This is a genomic window from Bradyrhizobium sp. USDA 3256 (genome assembly GCF_054058275.1).
The window spans coordinates 273603-287716 of sequence record NZ_JBSSAE010000001.1; the positions used below are offsets into that span (position 1 = coordinate 273603).

A 14114-nucleotide genomic window follows, 5' to 3' on the forward strand; every position below is an offset into this window, starting at 1 on the left:
CGTCAATAGCGCGCGCGCAGCGGCCCTGCCCGCAAGAAGCCCCCTGCAAAAAAGAAACCAGTGGGGAAGAAGAAAGCGGCGACAAAGAAGAAAGTCGCCACGAAAAAATAGCCATGCAGCGCCTGCACGCGGCCGGAGGTCAAACCTCGCCCGAAACATCGATGACGATGACGGTGAGACGGCTGCGCGTGCTTTCCGGCATCAAATCCTTCAGCATCTGTTCCATTTCGCCGGGGCTCCTCGGCGCGGCCAATCCTTTCGGATGAGCCGGAATAGCATGAGGTCTTTTTTTGTCGAACCAGAACACGCAATAGATGCCAAAGCCCTTGGCATCCGGGTCATGCGCGTAGAAGCGCTCGAGCTGCCCCTCGATGGCCGTCCATACCTCGGCGTGATAGTCGCGCTTGAGCTCACACAGGATTTTCCGCGACGGCATTGCCACCGAAATGTCGGCGCGCTTGTCCGCGACCATGTGGCCTTCCGGCTCAACGGTAATTCCGAGCGGCAACAGTGACGGCCGCATGAGCGTCACGAGGTTGTCGCCGCACGCTTCTTCCGGCCGCGGCTCCATCGTACGCGCGTAGGAATCGAGATTCCAGAATTGCTTGAAGATGTCCGTGTTCGCCCGGGCGATGCTGTGCCCGAGGTCACCGAGATGCGCAACCAGCAAGGCATAGAGGTCAGCCACGGTCGCAGGAGCCGCATTGCGCAGCGCCGCTATCGTTTGCGGCCAGTCGGGTCGATCGTATTCGGCATCACGCCGCCGTTGCCTCTGGTTCGCTAGCGCATGAAGAATATGAGGCCGGTACGAGACCAGCCCTGGGTCGGCATTCAGCCGACCCAGGGTATCGGTTGCGGCCTCGCTTGGCGACGCTGAGATGACATTGATCAGGCTGCGAACATACTCGGAGGCATCCCACGCGTTGGTGTTGCCGTTCCAGCCGCCGGAGGGATGTGGCGTCTCGGGAAACAGGCTTCCAGCCAGGCGCGCAATGAACTCGGCAACCAGCAGAGCCAAGGGCTGGCAAGGCTGACGATCGTCGCCAAAGCCGCCCTTGTCGCGAAGATCGAAAATGAAATCCGGATGTGCGACGCGGGGCAAATTTGCAAACGATGACGTAATTGCGGCCGGCGCTCGTGGCAGACAACCTCCGTTATCGTTGAGCCCTCGCAATCAAATGATTCGAAGGAGCTCCCATGAAGCAGTACGTCGGGCTGGACGTCTCACAGAGAGAAACCGCTGTGTGCGTTGTCAACGAGACTGGTCAAGTAATCTTCGAAGGAAACGCCAAGTCTAATCCTGGTGCCTTGACTGACCTGCTTGGCAAACATGCGCCTCATGCCGAGCGTATCGGCTTCGAGACCGGTGCGATGGCGAGTTGGCTATGGCATGAACTCCGCAGGGTTGAGCTGCCGGTGGTCTGCATCGACGCTCGGCATGCGCACGCAGCTTTGTCGGTCCGAATGAACAAGAGCGATCAGAATGATGCGCGAGGCCTTGCCGAACTGGTGCGGGTTGGATGGTATCGAGAGGTCAAAGTCAAAAGTGAGGAAAGCCAAAGATCCGAGCGATCCTTGTCGCCAGATCTCGGCTAGTGTCAATGCGCCGAGACATCGAGAACCAGGTTCGCAGCTTGATCAAGGAATGTGGGTTGCTATTCCCTCGCGCGATCGGCCAACAGTTCCGCAACCAGGTCAGAGAACTCTTGGGCGTCGATCATTTGCTTCTCAGCGTGATATCGCCGCGGCTCTCGATCCATGAGAACGTTTGTCAACAACAAGGTAAGTTTGACAACGAGGTCCGCCGGTTGGCAAAGCTGGACGAGACGACGCGTCGCCTGATGACGGTCCCGGGGGTCGGTGTCGTGACGGCCTTAACTTTCCGCCACACGATCGATGACCCCTCGCGCTTCCGATCGGCTTCGACGGTCGGCGCCTACCTAGGCCTTACGCCGAGGCGCAGCCAATCCGGCGAAACCGACACCACCGGAAAGATATCTCGATGGGGCGACCGGCTTCTCCGAACTTACTTGTTCGAGGCCGCCACTGTCCTTCTTTATCGAACCAAAAAGTGGTCTTCGCTAAAGGCCTGGGGCATGAAGCTCGCCAAGCGGATCGGCATGAAGAAGGCAAAGGTCGCCATCGCCCGAAAGATCGCCGTGATTCTCCACTGCATCTGGGTTGATGGCACATCGTTCGACCGGGGCCAGCCGAAGCCAATCTGATATCTGCTCGCAAGTTCCTGGTCCGGTCCGCCGGACTGGCGATGTCCCGCTGGGACGGTGGTCGTGGTGACCTCGGTCAATCGGCTGGTGGCGGTTCGCCCGCACTCCGCTGCAAACGTTGAGGCGCCCGATCCGGACATCATCATGAGGCGCTCGCGACCTCGGAAAGGACCATGACCCCAGCTACGACATCAACCCAACCCGCTGAAGCCGCCAACGACGTCGATTGCCAAGCCCGCTAGACAGTCGGCCGTGAAGAACCTGCCAAGCCATTGGGCGGGAGTCGATTTTGGGAACGGAGCGAGGTTTGAGATTGCCAGCTGAAGGCCGGAAAGCCTGCAATTTCATTCTTTGCGATTTCCTCGAATGGCGGGTCGTGATTCCGTGGGTCGCATCGGAGGGGACGATGCGACCGAAGGAACGACGGGACAGCGGACAGGCCGATCTCCTGCGCTCACGGCTGGACGCGATCATCGACATGAACCATGCGCTGGTGAAGCTTTCGCGGACGATCGACTGGTCGTTCCTCGCGGAACGGTTCGGCGCGGTCTACGAGGACAAGCCGGGCCGGCCGCCGCTGCCGACGCGGCTGATGGCGGGATTGGCCATCCTCAAGCACACCTACGACCTGTCCGACGAAGTGCTGTGCGAGCGCTGGGTGGAGAACCCCTATTACCAGTTCTTCTGCGGCGAGGAGTTCTTCCAGCACCGCCTGGTGTTCGACCGCTCCTCGCTGACGCGCTGGCGCCAGCGCATGGGCGAGGAGAAGCTGCAGGCGCTGCTGCAGGAGAGCCTCTCGGTTGCCACCAAGACCAAGGCGATCAAGCCAAGTGACCTCAATCGCGTCATCGTCGACACCACGGTGCAGCCCAAGAACGTGATGTTCCCGACCGACGCGCGGCTTCTGAACCGCGCCCGCGAGATCCTGGTGCGGCTCGCAAAGGAACAGCTGACACTGATCCGGATCTTCGAAGAGCTGCGCGGCCGCGGCTATGACGGCGGTTACGATGCGGTGCGGCGTTACGCCAGGCGGTGGAGCAAAGAGCGCGGGCAATCGACTGCGGCCGCTTATGTCCCGCTGAGCTTTGCCCCCGGCGAAGCCTACCAGTTCGACTGGAGCCACGAGGTGGTCTTGCTGAGCGGCACCACGGTGATGGTGAAGGCCGCCCATGTTCGGCTCTGTCACAGCCGCATGCTGTTCGTGCGGGCCTATCCGCGGGAGACGCAGGAGATGGTGTTCGACGCCCACGACCGGGCGTTCGCCCTGTTCAAAGGCACCTGCACCCGCGGCATCTACGACAACATGAAGACCGCCGTAGAGACGATCTTCGTCGGTAAAGGGCGTCTCTACAATCGCCGCTTCCTGCAGATGTGCAGCCACTATCTGGTCGATCCGGTCGCCTGCACGCCAGCGTCGGGCTGGGAGAAGGGGCAGGTCGAGAACCAGGTCGGGCTGGTCAGGGAACGCTTCTTTACGCCGCGGCTACGGTTCAAAACCCTCGACGAGTTAAACGCCTGGCTGCTCGACAAATGCATCGCCTACGCCAAGGCGCATCGCCATCCGGAGCTGGTCGATCAGACGATCTGGGACGTGTTCGAAGCCGAACGCCCCAAGCTCGTTCCCTATGCCGGCCGCTTCGACGGCTTCCATGCGGTGACGGCATCGGTCTCGAAGACCTGCCTGGTGCGCTTCGACAACAACAAGTACTCGGTCGCAGCCAATGCAGTCGGACGACCAGTCGAGGTTCAAGCCTATGCCGATCGCATTGTAATCCGTCAGGATGGACGCATCGTTGCCGAGCACCCGCGATCCTTTGGCCGCGGCGATACCGTCTACGATCCCTGGCATTATGTGCCGGTGCTGGCCCGCAAACCCGGCGCCTTGCGCAACGGTGCTCCCTTCAAAGACTGGGTGCTGCCGGCCGCGATCGAGCGGATCCGGCGCAAGCTTGCCAGCACCGACGATGGCAATCGGCAGATGGTCGACATCCTCAACGCGGTGCTGACTGACGGTTTGCCCGCGGTGGAAGCGGCCTGTGCCGAAGCGCTCAGTCACAGCGTCCATTCCGCCGATGTCGTGCTCAATATCCTGGCCCGTCAACGTGAACCCGCCCCACCGGCCAACATCATGACGCCGGCCGCACTGACGCTCCGTCATGCACCGATCGCCGACTGTGCCCGCTACGACAACCTCCGGAGGACCATCTGATGGAACGAACCCAAATCTTCGACCTCATGGGCGAACTCAAGCTCTACGGCATGAAGGCTGCCTTCGACGAGATCATGGCAACTGCCGTCAAGCGCCAGCACGAGCCTCAGCGCATTGTCGGCGACCTGCTCAACGCCGAGATCAACGAGAAGCAAGCCAGGTCGATCAAATACCAGCTCACCATTGCCAAGCTGCCGCTTGCCAAGGACATCGCCGACTTCCAGTTCGACGGCACGCCGATTAATCAGACTCTCGTCAATGATCTCGCTGGCGGCGGCTTCATCGCCCAACAACGCAACGTCGTGTTGGTTGGCGGCACCGGCACAGGCAAGACCCACCTGGCCATTGCCATCGCCAGAAGCTGCATCCGATCCGGTGCCCGTGGCCGCTTCTACAACGTCGTCGACCTCGTCAACCGGCTCGAGACCGAGACCCGAAACGGTCGGCAGGGACGGCTCGCCGAGCATCTGACCCGCATGGACTTCATCGTGCTGGATGAACTCGGCTATTTGCCCTTCGCCCAGTCCGGTGGCCAGCTTCTCTTCCACCTCATCAGCCGGCTCTATGAGCGCGCCTCCGTCATCGTAACCACCAATCTCGCCTTCGGCGAATGGCCGAGCGTGTTCGGCGACGCCAAGATGACCACGGCGCTGCTCGACCGGTTGACCCATCACTGCGACATCGTCGAGACCGGCAACGATAGCTGGCGGTTCAAAAGCCGCGACGACGATCACGCCACCCGCGCTCGCCTCGCCTCCGCTATCCCGACCAGCTCCGACGAGACGAGCGCTACCACCAAACATCGCCGCGCTAAGGGGTCAAAATTGGACGCCGATGAGGGGTCAAATTTGCAGGCCGATTGACACACGGCAAAACTAAACTGTTCGCGGTAGGGACGCCCATCACTGGGCGCCCCCCGCGCAGATCCCGGCGAGCCCAATTAAGGCACCGGGCTCCTACCTCGGGTGTTTGACGGCGAAGCGCAGCTTCGGCCATGGATGAAGGATGCGAGCCTTGGGGAGCCAGTCGTCGGCGATCCGCGTTATGCGATCCCAGGTCAGACAGTTCCGCTGACTGCGCCGCCGAAGCGTACGCCTCCAGAGGTCGGTCAGATAGAACCGAAACGCATTGAGCGCTCGGCCATTCGTCGGTACAGCAAAGTACGCAAAGTGGCCGGTCACGACCTGCCTGAGCCATCTCCCCTGTACAGGGATCGGCCAGTGCATTCGGCGCCTCAGCTCCTCTTTGATCTCGCGGAGTTTGGTTCGCATGCGGTCGCTACGAGTCTTCCGTTGAAGCTGGAAGCGCCCTTGGCGTGATTTGCCGCAGATGAACGTGAACCCCATGAACGCAAAGGGTTCCGGCTTTCCGAGTCCGCGCTGCTTACGTTGAGCCGCCGCATGGCGACCAAACTCAATCAGGCGGGTTTTGGCCGTATGGAGCGTCAGCTCGAACTCCTCCAGTCTCGCGCGCATCGCATCGAGGAAACGACGTGCGTCATCCTCGCGCTCAAAGCCGGCCACTACATCGTCCGCGTAGCGCACGATGATCATGCCGCCGGAGGCCTCGCGCTGTCGCCAGCGCTTGGCCCACAGGTCGAGAGCGTAGTGCAGGTAGATGTTGCCGAGGAGCGGTGAAATCACCGACCCTTGACCCGTTCCCCTGTCATCAGCGGTTACGACGCCGTCTTCGAGAATACCCGCCTTCAGCCATTTCTGGATGAGGCGGATGATGCGCTTGTCGCCGATCCTATGTTCCAAGAAGCGAACCAGCCAAGATTGACTGACTGCGCCAAAGAAATTTTGGATGTCGGCGTCAATGATCCAGTTCACCTGCCGCGTCTCGATCGCTGTGCAGAGCGCGTCCAACGCATCATGTGGTCCTCTGCCGGGCCGAAACCCGTAGGAGAAGCCACAGAAGTCTCCTTCGTAGACGGCGTTGAGCACGATGACGGTGGCGCCCTGGACGATTTTGTCTTCGAGCGCCGCGATCGCTAACGGCCGCTGCTTGCCGTCTGCCTTTGGTATGTACGTCCGGCGAGACGGTTGCGGGCGGTACGTTCCTCGTTGGACCCGTTTGTGCAGATCGGCGAGCCGGGGCTCGAGATCTTCCTCGTAGTCCTCCCACGTCATGCCATCCACTCCGGGAGCGGCCCTACGCCTGAGCGCAAAGAACGCCGCCCGCAGTGTATCGACATTGATGTGGTGAAAGAGCGCGGTGAACCGGTCCTTCTTCCTCAGCCTTGCGGCTGTCCGTACGCGGTCCAGCGACTGGGTCATGCGAGCCCGGCCCTGTGTCCGGTGCATGCGCTGCCGTTCCGCGTTTCCCCTGGTCCTCGGCCTTGGCTCCACCCACTCCGCCGCCGGTAATCCGGCTTTGTTCGTCGGCTTCTGAGCTACTATGCCAGAGTCAGACTTCTCCGTGTCGTGCATCAGCGGCTACGGCTCCTCGCCTTCCCGCTGCGGACCATATCCTCCAAGGAGGAGGTGGCCGACCCGGAGATCTCCCGGTTCCCGTACAAGGAGCTTCCATGCATGCCAGGGTCTACGACCACGCCGGGCTGGACGGGTGCTCGCGTTTGCGCACTCGCCCATGTTGCCTTCCGCTCTTTGGACAGCGTCGGCTCCCGGGATAACACTGTTTCGCGGCTCAATGGCTGGCCTGCATGCTCCCCTACCGACGCTTCGCCGACACCCTCGCGGAGGCCTGCGCACGGCTCGGGGCCGATGTGGTTCGCTACACCTTCATCGCAATGGACTTTCACCATCTACTCCTTGCCGGTCTCCCGGCGCACCCAAAGTAGTGCTAGGACAAGAGTGCCCTAACGCCTGTGCGATGAAGACGGCATCCCGGACAATTCCGGTGAACTGCTCGCACGACAAGGCGCGCACGGCTCGTTGACGAATTTCGCCGCGAAGCTGGTGAGCACATCTTGGCTCGCGGCTGAGGAGAGATCCCTACCAATATCAGGAAGGAAGCGCGTAATGGTCCGGTTTGAAGGCGAGGTCGTGATCGTCACCGGCGCGGCGTCCGGCATCGGAGCGGCTATTGCGCGCCGCTTTGCGTCTGAGGGGGCAAAGGTTGCGCTGATCGATCGCGATGAGATACCGCTCGCCGAGGTGGCTAAAGAACTCGAGGACGATCGCACGCTCGCTCACGCGGCGGACGTTTCTGACCCAGAGGCCGTGAGCCAGATGGTGGCGACGGTTGTGAAGCACTTCGGAAGGTTGGATGTAATGGTGAACAACGCCGGCGTTCACGAGGGCGGTGAGCCGAAAGACATCACGAACGACCAGTGGCGCAAGGTGATGGCCACCGATGTCGATGGCGTGTTCTTCGGCTGCCGCGCCGCCTTGCCCCATCTCGAGAAAACCAAGGGGTCGATCGTGAACACCGCGTCAGTCTCGGGAACCGGCGGTGATTGGGGTATGAGCCCCTACAATGCTGCGAACGGCGCAGTCGTCAACCTGACACGCGCCCTGGCGCTCGATCTCGGAAAACGCGGCGTGCGGGTAAATGCCGTATGCCCTATTTTGACGCGCACGGAGCATGACAGCGGATATGATGGAGGACAAGGCCATTCTGACAAGGTTCGCTGAGCGTGTCCCGCTCGGACGGGTCTGCGAGCCCGAGGAGATCGCGTCCGTGATCGCGTTCCTCGCGAGCGACGACGCGAGCTTCATGACTGGCGCGAACGTTGCTGTCGATGGCGGTGTTTCGGCTTCGAACGGACAGCCACCCCAAAATTGAGCACCCTCCAGCCAGCGCAACGGGCGCCCGCTCTGGACGGATCGGTCGTTGCCGTCGCCATCGGCGCGAAACACCGATTCAGCAAGACGCCTCGACCGTCCATTGTCCTCACGGCAGGTCATGGGGTCGAAGGCGATGCGCACTATGGGCCATACGTCCGGCACAGGTATCTCGCCCTTCGAAATCCGCGAGCGCCAAATCTGCGCCAAGTTCACCTCATCCCGCGCGAACTGCTCGACGCGTTGCGGGTCGAAGGTTACGACGTGAACCCCGGCGATATCGGCGAGAAATCACGACGTCAGGGCTCGATCTCGAAAGCCTGCCGCTTAACACCGAACTCCGGATCGGTGCCACCACGGTCATTCGTCTTACCGGCCTCCGTACACCATGTGTGCTCATCGATCGCTTCCAGGCCGGATTGAAGAACCGGCTGCTGAACAGAACGCCGGGGCCACCCTTCGGGGCCGGCGTGATGGCCGTCGTCTCGGTAGGCGGCGTGATTGCACCGAAGGATCCGATTAAAGTCATGTTGCCCGAGGGGCCGCACCTGCGCTTGCCACCTCTCTAAGGGCCCTCTCCAAGGTCGTGGATTTTCGGGCGCAAGCCTCCGGGCGTGACCTCGAGCGTCGCCAGAGTAATCGGCAGCTTGAATCGGCGTTACCGGCGCTGCCCGATGATGCATTCGGACTATGCGGATTCTAAGTTCCACCGATCGCACGCATCAGCAACAGTCGTTGAGGCTCCACATCCAGAGGATGTCGGTTGTGGACGCGACCTCGATCTGGATGCTGAACCGTTGGGCATAAAGCTGCAACAGCGCATCATGGCTCTGATCTGAAGAGCTGCAAAGCGCGTCCTCTGCCATGATGACCCGGTACCCTGTGTCGATCGCCGCCCGCACGGTGGCGAGCACGCAAACATCGGTCTCGCCACCGGAGACAATCAGCGTATCCACCCCATGTACATCCAGATGCGCCTGCAGGCGGCCGTTCCCGAATGCGTTGTACGTCTGCCTGTCGACGATAGCCGCCGGCGGCACACAGGCGGCGAGCGCCGGCACGAGCTCGATCAATTCCGGATCAAGTCGCGGGTCACGCATTCCCATTTCTCGTAGTAAGCTCGCCATATCCCGCGCGCGTCATGCTTTGACGCGGTGGAATAAAGCGGGTGAAGACGGTGCGCTCTGGAGCATGTCGCGCCAGCTCAACCATGCGCGGCAGCACGCGGTCCATCCACGCCGTGGCCAAGGCGCGCCCGGTTCGAATAGCCGCTGCATGTCGACGCAGAGATGCACCGCATAGGGACCCGGTGGACTCCAGAAGGTGTCCCATCGCTCCGACCTGTTTGTACCGGCATCATCCGCCGCACATCTGCTCACGATCGGGCTCGAGCGCGGCGCAAGCAAAGGGCTTCGCTGAGGCGAGGCCTGCGGTGGGTGTGGTCACCACTTCTGGCGGCCGTACCAGTCGTTCACTTCCTTGGCGGCCTGATCCTTGGCATAGCCAAAGCGCTGCTGCAGGCGGCCTTCGAGCTGATCTCGCTTGCCTGCGATCACGTCGAGATCGTCGTCAGTGAACTTGCCCCACTGCTCCTTGACCTTGCCCTTCATCTGCTTCCAGTTGCCTTCGACACGATTCCAATCCATCGCAGTTCTCCCTTGAACGATGAGACCGTCAACGGACGCGCCGCCGCGTCGTTCCTGGAGAGTCTTGCGGCAAAGCTGCGCAATCGCCGATGACGGGCGCGCTGTCGCAATAGGAACGAGACCTTGGAGCGCAGGTTGTGGGTACATATCAACCCGCAGTTACGGAGCAAGCCAATGCCGGAAAAAGACCTCAGTTCCCTCTTCCTCGATACCCTCAAGGACATCTACTACGCTGAAAAGCAGATCCTCAAGGCGTTGCCGCGGATGGCCAAGGCGGCCGAGTCCGACCAGCTGCGCGCCGCGTTCGAAAAGCATCACGATGAAACCGAAGGACAGATCGAACGGCTCGAGCAGATCTTCGATCTGATGGGCAAGCCGGCACGCGGCAAGAAGTGCGATGCCATCGAGGGCATCATCGACGAAGGCAAGGAGATCATGGAGGAGTACGTCGACACGGCTGCGCTTGACGCCGGCTTGCTGTCGGCGGCCCAGGCGGTCGAGCATTACGAGATCGCCCGTTACGGCACCTTGAAGGCCTGGGCGGCAAGGCTCAGCATGAAGGACGCCGTCAAGCTCATCGACCAGACCTTGGCCGAGGAAAAGAAGACCGACGAGACGCTCACCAAGCTCGCGATCAGCGCCATCAATGCCGAAGCAGCCTGAGGAGACGCGCGATGAAACGAGCCATTCTGGCAATTGCGATCGGCTGTGCGCTGGTCTCGCCGGGACTGGCCCAGTCCGTGGGTGAGAAGACCGGCGTTAATTCAGTGCTTGGCGTCGCGCCGAAGACCGAAGATTTCATCAAGGAAGTCGCTATGAGCGATATGCTGGAGATCGAGGCGGCCAAGATCGCCCAGCAGAAGGGCAACGCCGCCGAGAAGAAGTTCGCCGATCAGATGGTGACCGATCACACCAAGACCTCCACTGAATTGAAGGAGATGGTCACCGGCGAGATGAAGTCGGCGCTGCCGACCGGTCTCGACGACAGCTCCCGGAAGAAGCTCGACGTGCTGCGCAACACCAAGCCGGACGATTTCGCCAGCGAGTACGATCCGATGCAGGTCAGCGCCCACAAGGACGCGGTCTCGCTGTTCGAACGCTACGCCAAGGGCGGCGACAATCCGAAGCTGAAGGACTGGGCCGGTAAGACCCTGCCGGCGCTGCAGCACCATCTCGCAATGGCGCAGGACCTCGACAAGAGCCGAAAGTAGCCACCGTCGCCGGCAGCCTTCGATCAGGGCTGCCGGCCGCTTCGGGTGGAACGAACCGCCCCATCACGGATTGCCCCGTTATTCCGGCTTCATATGGATTAAGCGCGGCCAGCAGGGATACTTCGCGCTAGACGGGTCAGCATGGCGTCAGCCGCCGACCAGTCTGGGGTAGAACAGGGTCTCCTCAGCGGTGGGATCCAGCGCCCGAACGAGAGCCGCCTCCCCGGTCGATCGTCGTATTTCGTGTCGCGGCGGTCGGCAAAGCGCGCATTCGCCCAAGCCAATTGCTCACGGTCATTGGGATCGAAATGCTGCCTCGTGTCACCGGTGTGATCCGTGACCAGGATCGTTCCCATTATCGTCTCCGTTGAAGGACATTCAGAATTTGCATCAGACGATCGGCACGGCCGTCGTCGACCTGCCGCCCATCCACTCCGGCAGCGTGGCGCCGTCGCGGTGCCGGCCACCTGCGCAGGCCGCCGCCCAGGCGGCGACCGCACCGAACAGCAGCGCCGCCGCAACCGAGAACGCCAGGATCACCGCGCTGCGCCGCGACCGCTGGATGGCGGTCCGGGCATCGCCGATGACGCTGTCGACGCGCTTCTCGGCCTCGGCAGCAGCCAGCCCGGTCGCGGCTGCGACCTGCTGGATCAGATAGCTGTGATCCTCGGTGCTGACGCCGCTATGACTGGAGCTGGTCAACAGAATGCGGCCGGCTTCCGCGCGCTCATAGCGGATGTCGATATTGGCGGGACGCCGTGCCGACCGGTACAGGCGGTCGAGCTCGGTGCTCAGCAGCGGCTCGGCGGCTGTCGCGGACGGGCGGTTCTGGACCACTGGGCGCGCGGCCGACAGGCCGACCAGCGCCACGATTGCCGCCCCCAGAATGACTGCGATCGCCCAGGCCGTCAGGCCATGCAGTCCATCGCTGGCCTCGATCACATCGGACGGTGTCGCACCGATGATGCGATGCGCGCGGCCGGCGATATAGCCGCCGACGCCGAAGCTCACCAGTGCCTGCAGGATCAGATACAGCCCGGACAGCAGCGCGAGTGCAGCCGATGCGTCACGCCACGATGGCGAGCTCGAACTCACGCCCAATCCGACTGCCGCGCCAAAGCCGATCAGGATCGCCGACAGTGCCGTTGCAACCAGCGCGCCGGCAAACACCGAGCTCCATTGCATCCGAAGACCGGTCCTGCGGTCGGCGGACACGGCAAGCCCTCGCTCGTTATCCATGGCGCGCCTACCGCAGTCCGAAGAACGACAATATCGCGAGAATGACCACGATCAGTCCGACCAGATAAATTAGCTGGTTCATGCAAGCCTCCTCAGCTCAAATGCGTCCTGACAATCGGGCCGAGGAGGCACAGTTCCTGTGCGGACGAGCGGACGCTGTGCGGAGATGAGAATCAGCCGACGGCATCGCCGCTTCATGCGGTCAGAACAAGGAGTTCAGTTCGCTTTGACCAATTTCCACCGAAGCGACGCCCCTTCGCGTCTATCGCGATGAGCGTCCAGCGCGCTCCATGTCTACTCAGCTAAATGGCCTTCGCTCGTCCTGATCGGTGGAGCACCGCTCGCAAGCGATGCTCCGCGCTGCAAGGCTTTAGCCATACGTATCGCTTGGCGGCGTCGCGGCGCGACAGCCGTATTTTGCTGCGGGGTTCGGCAATTGCTTTTGCGATTCTTGCCGTGACGCCGGTTGCCAGAGCACTGCACATTGGTCCGCTATTCGGACCGGAGGGCGCTCATCGGGTTGCAAGGGATCGAAGCCGATTGCTACCGCGATGTCGATGAGCTCCCGGATTTCGCGCCGGCGGTCCCCCTTAGACCCGGACTTCCTAAGAGCGGCTGGCCCAGCTCCCGTTACCAGGACCGAGAGTTGTTATAATCGTCCCACCATCGGGCTATCGCGCAAGTTTGTTCGTCCCAAAGCGCCGTAGGTAGATCCGGGACCGATATTCGGACGCTGAACTCGCCGGTCGCTGCGTCGTGAAACCATTCCGCCGCGGCGAAGTCGAAGCCAAAGCTTCCGGCGTGACGTATCGGAAAGCCGGTTTGACCGAGATCTGCGCTCATCTTTGAGACCGCTTTCCTCGCCGCTTCTTCATCCAGCCGATGCCTGCACTTCAGCGTGACATAAAGTCCATGGGCGAAGTTCAGTTCGCCGGTGAGCCCGCCCATCGCCGGATGATCCGTATCCAGCACTTGCAAGAACCGCGGCGCACAATTGGAATCGTCACGCGCCGCCGACGTTTTCAACCAGGAGACTCGATTGGAGACGACAGAAGAAATTGGGCGTAGTCGTGTTCGCCTGTTTGCGGCCATAGCAAACAGGGCGTCGTATGAGGCAGGGCGCGCGCCTACTTTCATTCTGGCCTGTTTGGTGGTGATCGTTTGGGCGATCACCGGTCCGGTATTCAATTTTTCGGACACTTGGCAGCTCGTCATAAATACCGGCACAACTATCGTTACTTTCTTGATGGTCTTTCTCATCCAGAACGCCCAAAACAGGGACAGCGCGGCGATCCAAGTGAAGCTCGACGAGCTCATCAGGAGTGGCGCGGCGCAGAACACATTCGTTGGCATCGAGCATCTTACGACTGATGAATTGGAAGATCTCCGAACAAGGTGCGAGCTGCGAGCCAAGGACATCGAAAGCCGAACAATAGCAGCTGTTGAAGGCGCGGCGGCGATACAGGATCAGGGCTAGATCGTCGTCGTTCTCGCCCCGGCTTCTCTGCGATAGTGAGCGGCCATGGCTCCCGATTCGAATCGAGGCTCGCTGGAAGGTGCAGCCTGGAACACTTCCGAGCATCTGCAAAAGATGCGCAAGCTGAATCCCCACTCGCGCGCGTCAGCGTCGGGATGATGATGGCCGGCCGTAGGCAGGGAATTGGACTTCTGGCCGCAGGCCGGTTCACGAACTGTCGCTACATGCGTTGCGAAGAACACTGCTCGCGTGTTCGCGGCCTTCCCCTTCAATCACAGCCATCTCGTGGCGCCGTGGGACCTCGAATATTTCTGCAACAGACGTCTAGCAGGCTGTTGAAAAAGGCGTTCGCCGTGGA

The 14114-nt window shown here is 61.5% G+C and carries 13 protein-coding genes and 3 pseudogenes; 9 read left to right on the forward strand and 7 right to left on the reverse strand.

What is annotated here, in order from left to right:
* Positions 1 to 2: 2 nt before the first annotated feature.
* Together ACVWY5_RS01425 and ACVWY5_RS01430 are read right to left on the reverse strand one after the other, a co-directional pair.
* The gene (locus ACVWY5_RS01425; RefSeq protein ID WP_321177190.1) at positions 3 to 143 is read right to left on the reverse strand and encodes a hypothetical protein; all 141 of its coding nucleotides are present in this window, start codon (positions 141 to 143) and stop codon (positions 3 to 5) included.
* The gene (locus ACVWY5_RS01430; RefSeq protein WP_321177189.1) at positions 140 to 1174 is read right to left on the reverse strand and encodes a hypothetical protein; all 1035 of its coding nucleotides are present in this window, start codon (positions 1172 to 1174) and stop codon (positions 140 to 142) included. The genes ACVWY5_RS01425 and ACVWY5_RS01430 overlap by 4 nt, the downstream gene beginning before the upstream one ends.
* 23 nt (positions 1175 to 1197) lie before the next feature.
* On the opposite strand from ACVWY5_RS01430, the pseudogene ACVWY5_RS01435 reads away from it, so the two are divergent.
* From ACVWY5_RS01435 to istB, 3 genes and pseudogenes are all read left to right on the forward strand, one after another.
* Positions 1198 to 2225, forward strand: a pseudogene (locus ACVWY5_RS01435) (IS110 family RNA-guided transposase).
* 406 nt (positions 2226 to 2631) lie between these two features.
* Positions 2632 to 4065 (forward strand): annotated as a pseudogene (gene istA / locus ACVWY5_RS01440) (IS21 family transposase); the annotation flags it as partial.
* A gap of 368 nt (positions 4066 to 4433) precedes the next feature.
* A complete protein-coding gene (istB, locus tag ACVWY5_RS01445; RefSeq protein ID WP_028338075.1) occupies positions 4434 to 5297 on the forward strand; it encodes an IS21-like element helper ATPase IstB in 864 nt (287 codons plus the stop codon).
* A gap of 93 nt (positions 5298 to 5390) precedes the next feature.
* On the opposite strand, the gene ltrA is transcribed toward istB, so the two are convergent.
* Positions 5391 to 6866 (reverse strand): group II intron reverse transcriptase/maturase, encoded by a 1476-nt coding sequence (ltrA, locus tag ACVWY5_RS01450; protein ID WP_038378118.1) that lies wholly within the window; start codon positions 6864 to 6866, stop codon positions 5391 to 5393.
* A 552-nt stretch (positions 6867 to 7418) separates the two neighbouring features.
* Here ltrA and ACVWY5_RS01455 point away from each other — a divergent pair.
* Genes ACVWY5_RS01455 through ACVWY5_RS01465 form a run of 3 tightly spaced genes read left to right on the forward strand, consistent with a single transcriptional unit; the run spans position 7419 to position 8752 of the window.
* On the forward strand, positions 7419 to 8033 hold the full coding sequence (locus ACVWY5_RS01455; RefSeq protein WP_321177188.1) for a meso-2,3-butanediol dehydrogenase: 615 nt from the start codon (positions 7419 to 7421) through the stop codon (positions 8031 to 8033).
* Positions 7999 to 8184 (forward strand): SDR family oxidoreductase, encoded by a 186-nt coding sequence (locus ACVWY5_RS01460; RefSeq protein ID WP_321177639.1) that lies wholly within the window; start codon positions 7999 to 8001, stop codon positions 8182 to 8184. Before ACVWY5_RS01455 ends, ACVWY5_RS01460 begins: the two co-directional genes overlap by 35 nt.
* On the forward strand, positions 8141 to 8752 hold the full coding sequence (locus ACVWY5_RS01465) for an MOSC domain-containing protein (RefSeq protein ID WP_456671636.1): 612 nt from the start codon (positions 8141 to 8143) through the stop codon (positions 8750 to 8752). The genes ACVWY5_RS01460 and ACVWY5_RS01465 overlap by 44 nt, the downstream gene beginning before the upstream one ends.
* Before the next feature lie 153 nt (positions 8753 to 8905).
* On the opposite strand, the pseudogene ACVWY5_RS01470 reads toward ACVWY5_RS01465, so the two are convergent.
* Positions 8906 to 9515, reverse strand: a pseudogene (locus ACVWY5_RS01470) (cysteine hydrolase family protein).
* A 110-nt stretch (positions 9516 to 9625) separates the two neighbouring features.
* Positions 9626 to 9829, reverse strand: a complete 204-nt coding sequence (locus ACVWY5_RS01475; RefSeq protein ID WP_028338077.1) for a CsbD family protein — start codon at positions 9827 to 9829, stop codon at positions 9626 to 9628.
* A 174-nt stretch (positions 9830 to 10003) separates the two neighbouring features.
* Between ACVWY5_RS01475 and ACVWY5_RS01480 the strand changes: the two genes are divergently transcribed.
* Entirely contained in the window at positions 10004 to 10492 is a 489-nt protein-coding gene (locus ACVWY5_RS01480) for a YciE/YciF ferroxidase family protein (RefSeq protein WP_028338078.1), read from the forward strand.
* A gap of 11 nt (positions 10493 to 10503) precedes the next feature.
* Positions 10504 to 11040 carry a DUF4142 domain-containing protein gene (locus ACVWY5_RS01485; protein WP_028338079.1) on the forward strand — a complete coding sequence of 179 codons (537 nt, stop codon included), beginning with the start codon at positions 10504 to 10506 and terminating at the stop codon, positions 11038 to 11040.
* A gap of 390 nt (positions 11041 to 11430) precedes the next feature.
* Here ACVWY5_RS01485 and ACVWY5_RS01490 read toward each other — a convergent pair whose 3' ends face one another.
* The gene (locus tag ACVWY5_RS01490) at positions 11431 to 12279 is read right to left on the reverse strand and encodes a hypothetical protein (protein WP_028338080.1); all 849 of its coding nucleotides are present in this window, start codon (positions 12277 to 12279) and stop codon (positions 11431 to 11433) included.
* Between the two features lie 630 nt (positions 12280 to 12909).
* A complete protein-coding gene (locus ACVWY5_RS01495; protein ID WP_456671630.1) occupies positions 12910 to 13305 on the reverse strand; it encodes a hypothetical protein in 396 nt (131 codons plus the stop codon).
* 13 nt (positions 13306 to 13318) lie between these two features.
* Here ACVWY5_RS01495 and ACVWY5_RS01500 point away from each other — a divergent pair, with 13 nt between their 5' ends.
* Positions 13319 to 13756, forward strand: coding sequence for a low affinity iron permease family protein (locus tag ACVWY5_RS01500; protein ID WP_051376428.1), 438 nt, complete (start codon positions 13319 to 13321; stop codon positions 13754 to 13756).
* The last annotated feature ends 358 nt before the right edge of the window (positions 13757 to 14114 follow it).

Coding starts and splice junctions, on each gene's coding strand:
- istB (WP_028338075.1), top strand. CDS start 4,434: ATGGAACGAACCCAAATCTTCGACCTCATGGGCGAACTCAAGCTCTAC.
- ltrA (WP_038378118.1), bottom strand. CDS start 6,866: ATGCACGACACGGAGAAGTCTGACTCTGGCATAGTAGCTCAGAAGCCG.
- ACVWY5_RS01455 (WP_321177188.1), top strand. CDS start 7,419: ATGGTCCGGTTTGAAGGCGAGGTCGTGATCGTCACCGGCGCGGCGTCC.
- ACVWY5_RS01460 (WP_321177639.1), top strand. CDS start 7,999: ATGGAGGACAAGGCCATTCTGACAAGGTTCGCTGAGCGTGTCCCGCTC.
- ACVWY5_RS01465 (WP_456671636.1), top strand. CDS start 8,141: ATGGCGGTGTTTCGGCTTCGAACGGACAGCCACCCCAAAATTGAGCAC.
- ACVWY5_RS01475 (WP_028338077.1), bottom strand. CDS start 9,829: ATGGATTGGAATCGTGTCGAAGGCAACTGGAAGCAGATGAAGGGCAAG.
- ACVWY5_RS01480 (WP_028338078.1), top strand. CDS start 10,004: ATGCCGGAAAAAGACCTCAGTTCCCTCTTCCTCGATACCCTCAAGGAC.
- ACVWY5_RS01485 (WP_028338079.1), top strand. CDS start 10,504: ATGAAACGAGCCATTCTGGCAATTGCGATCGGCTGTGCGCTGGTCTCG.
- ACVWY5_RS01490 (WP_028338080.1), bottom strand. CDS start 12,279: ATGGATAACGAGCGAGGGCTTGCCGTGTCCGCCGACCGCAGGACCGGT.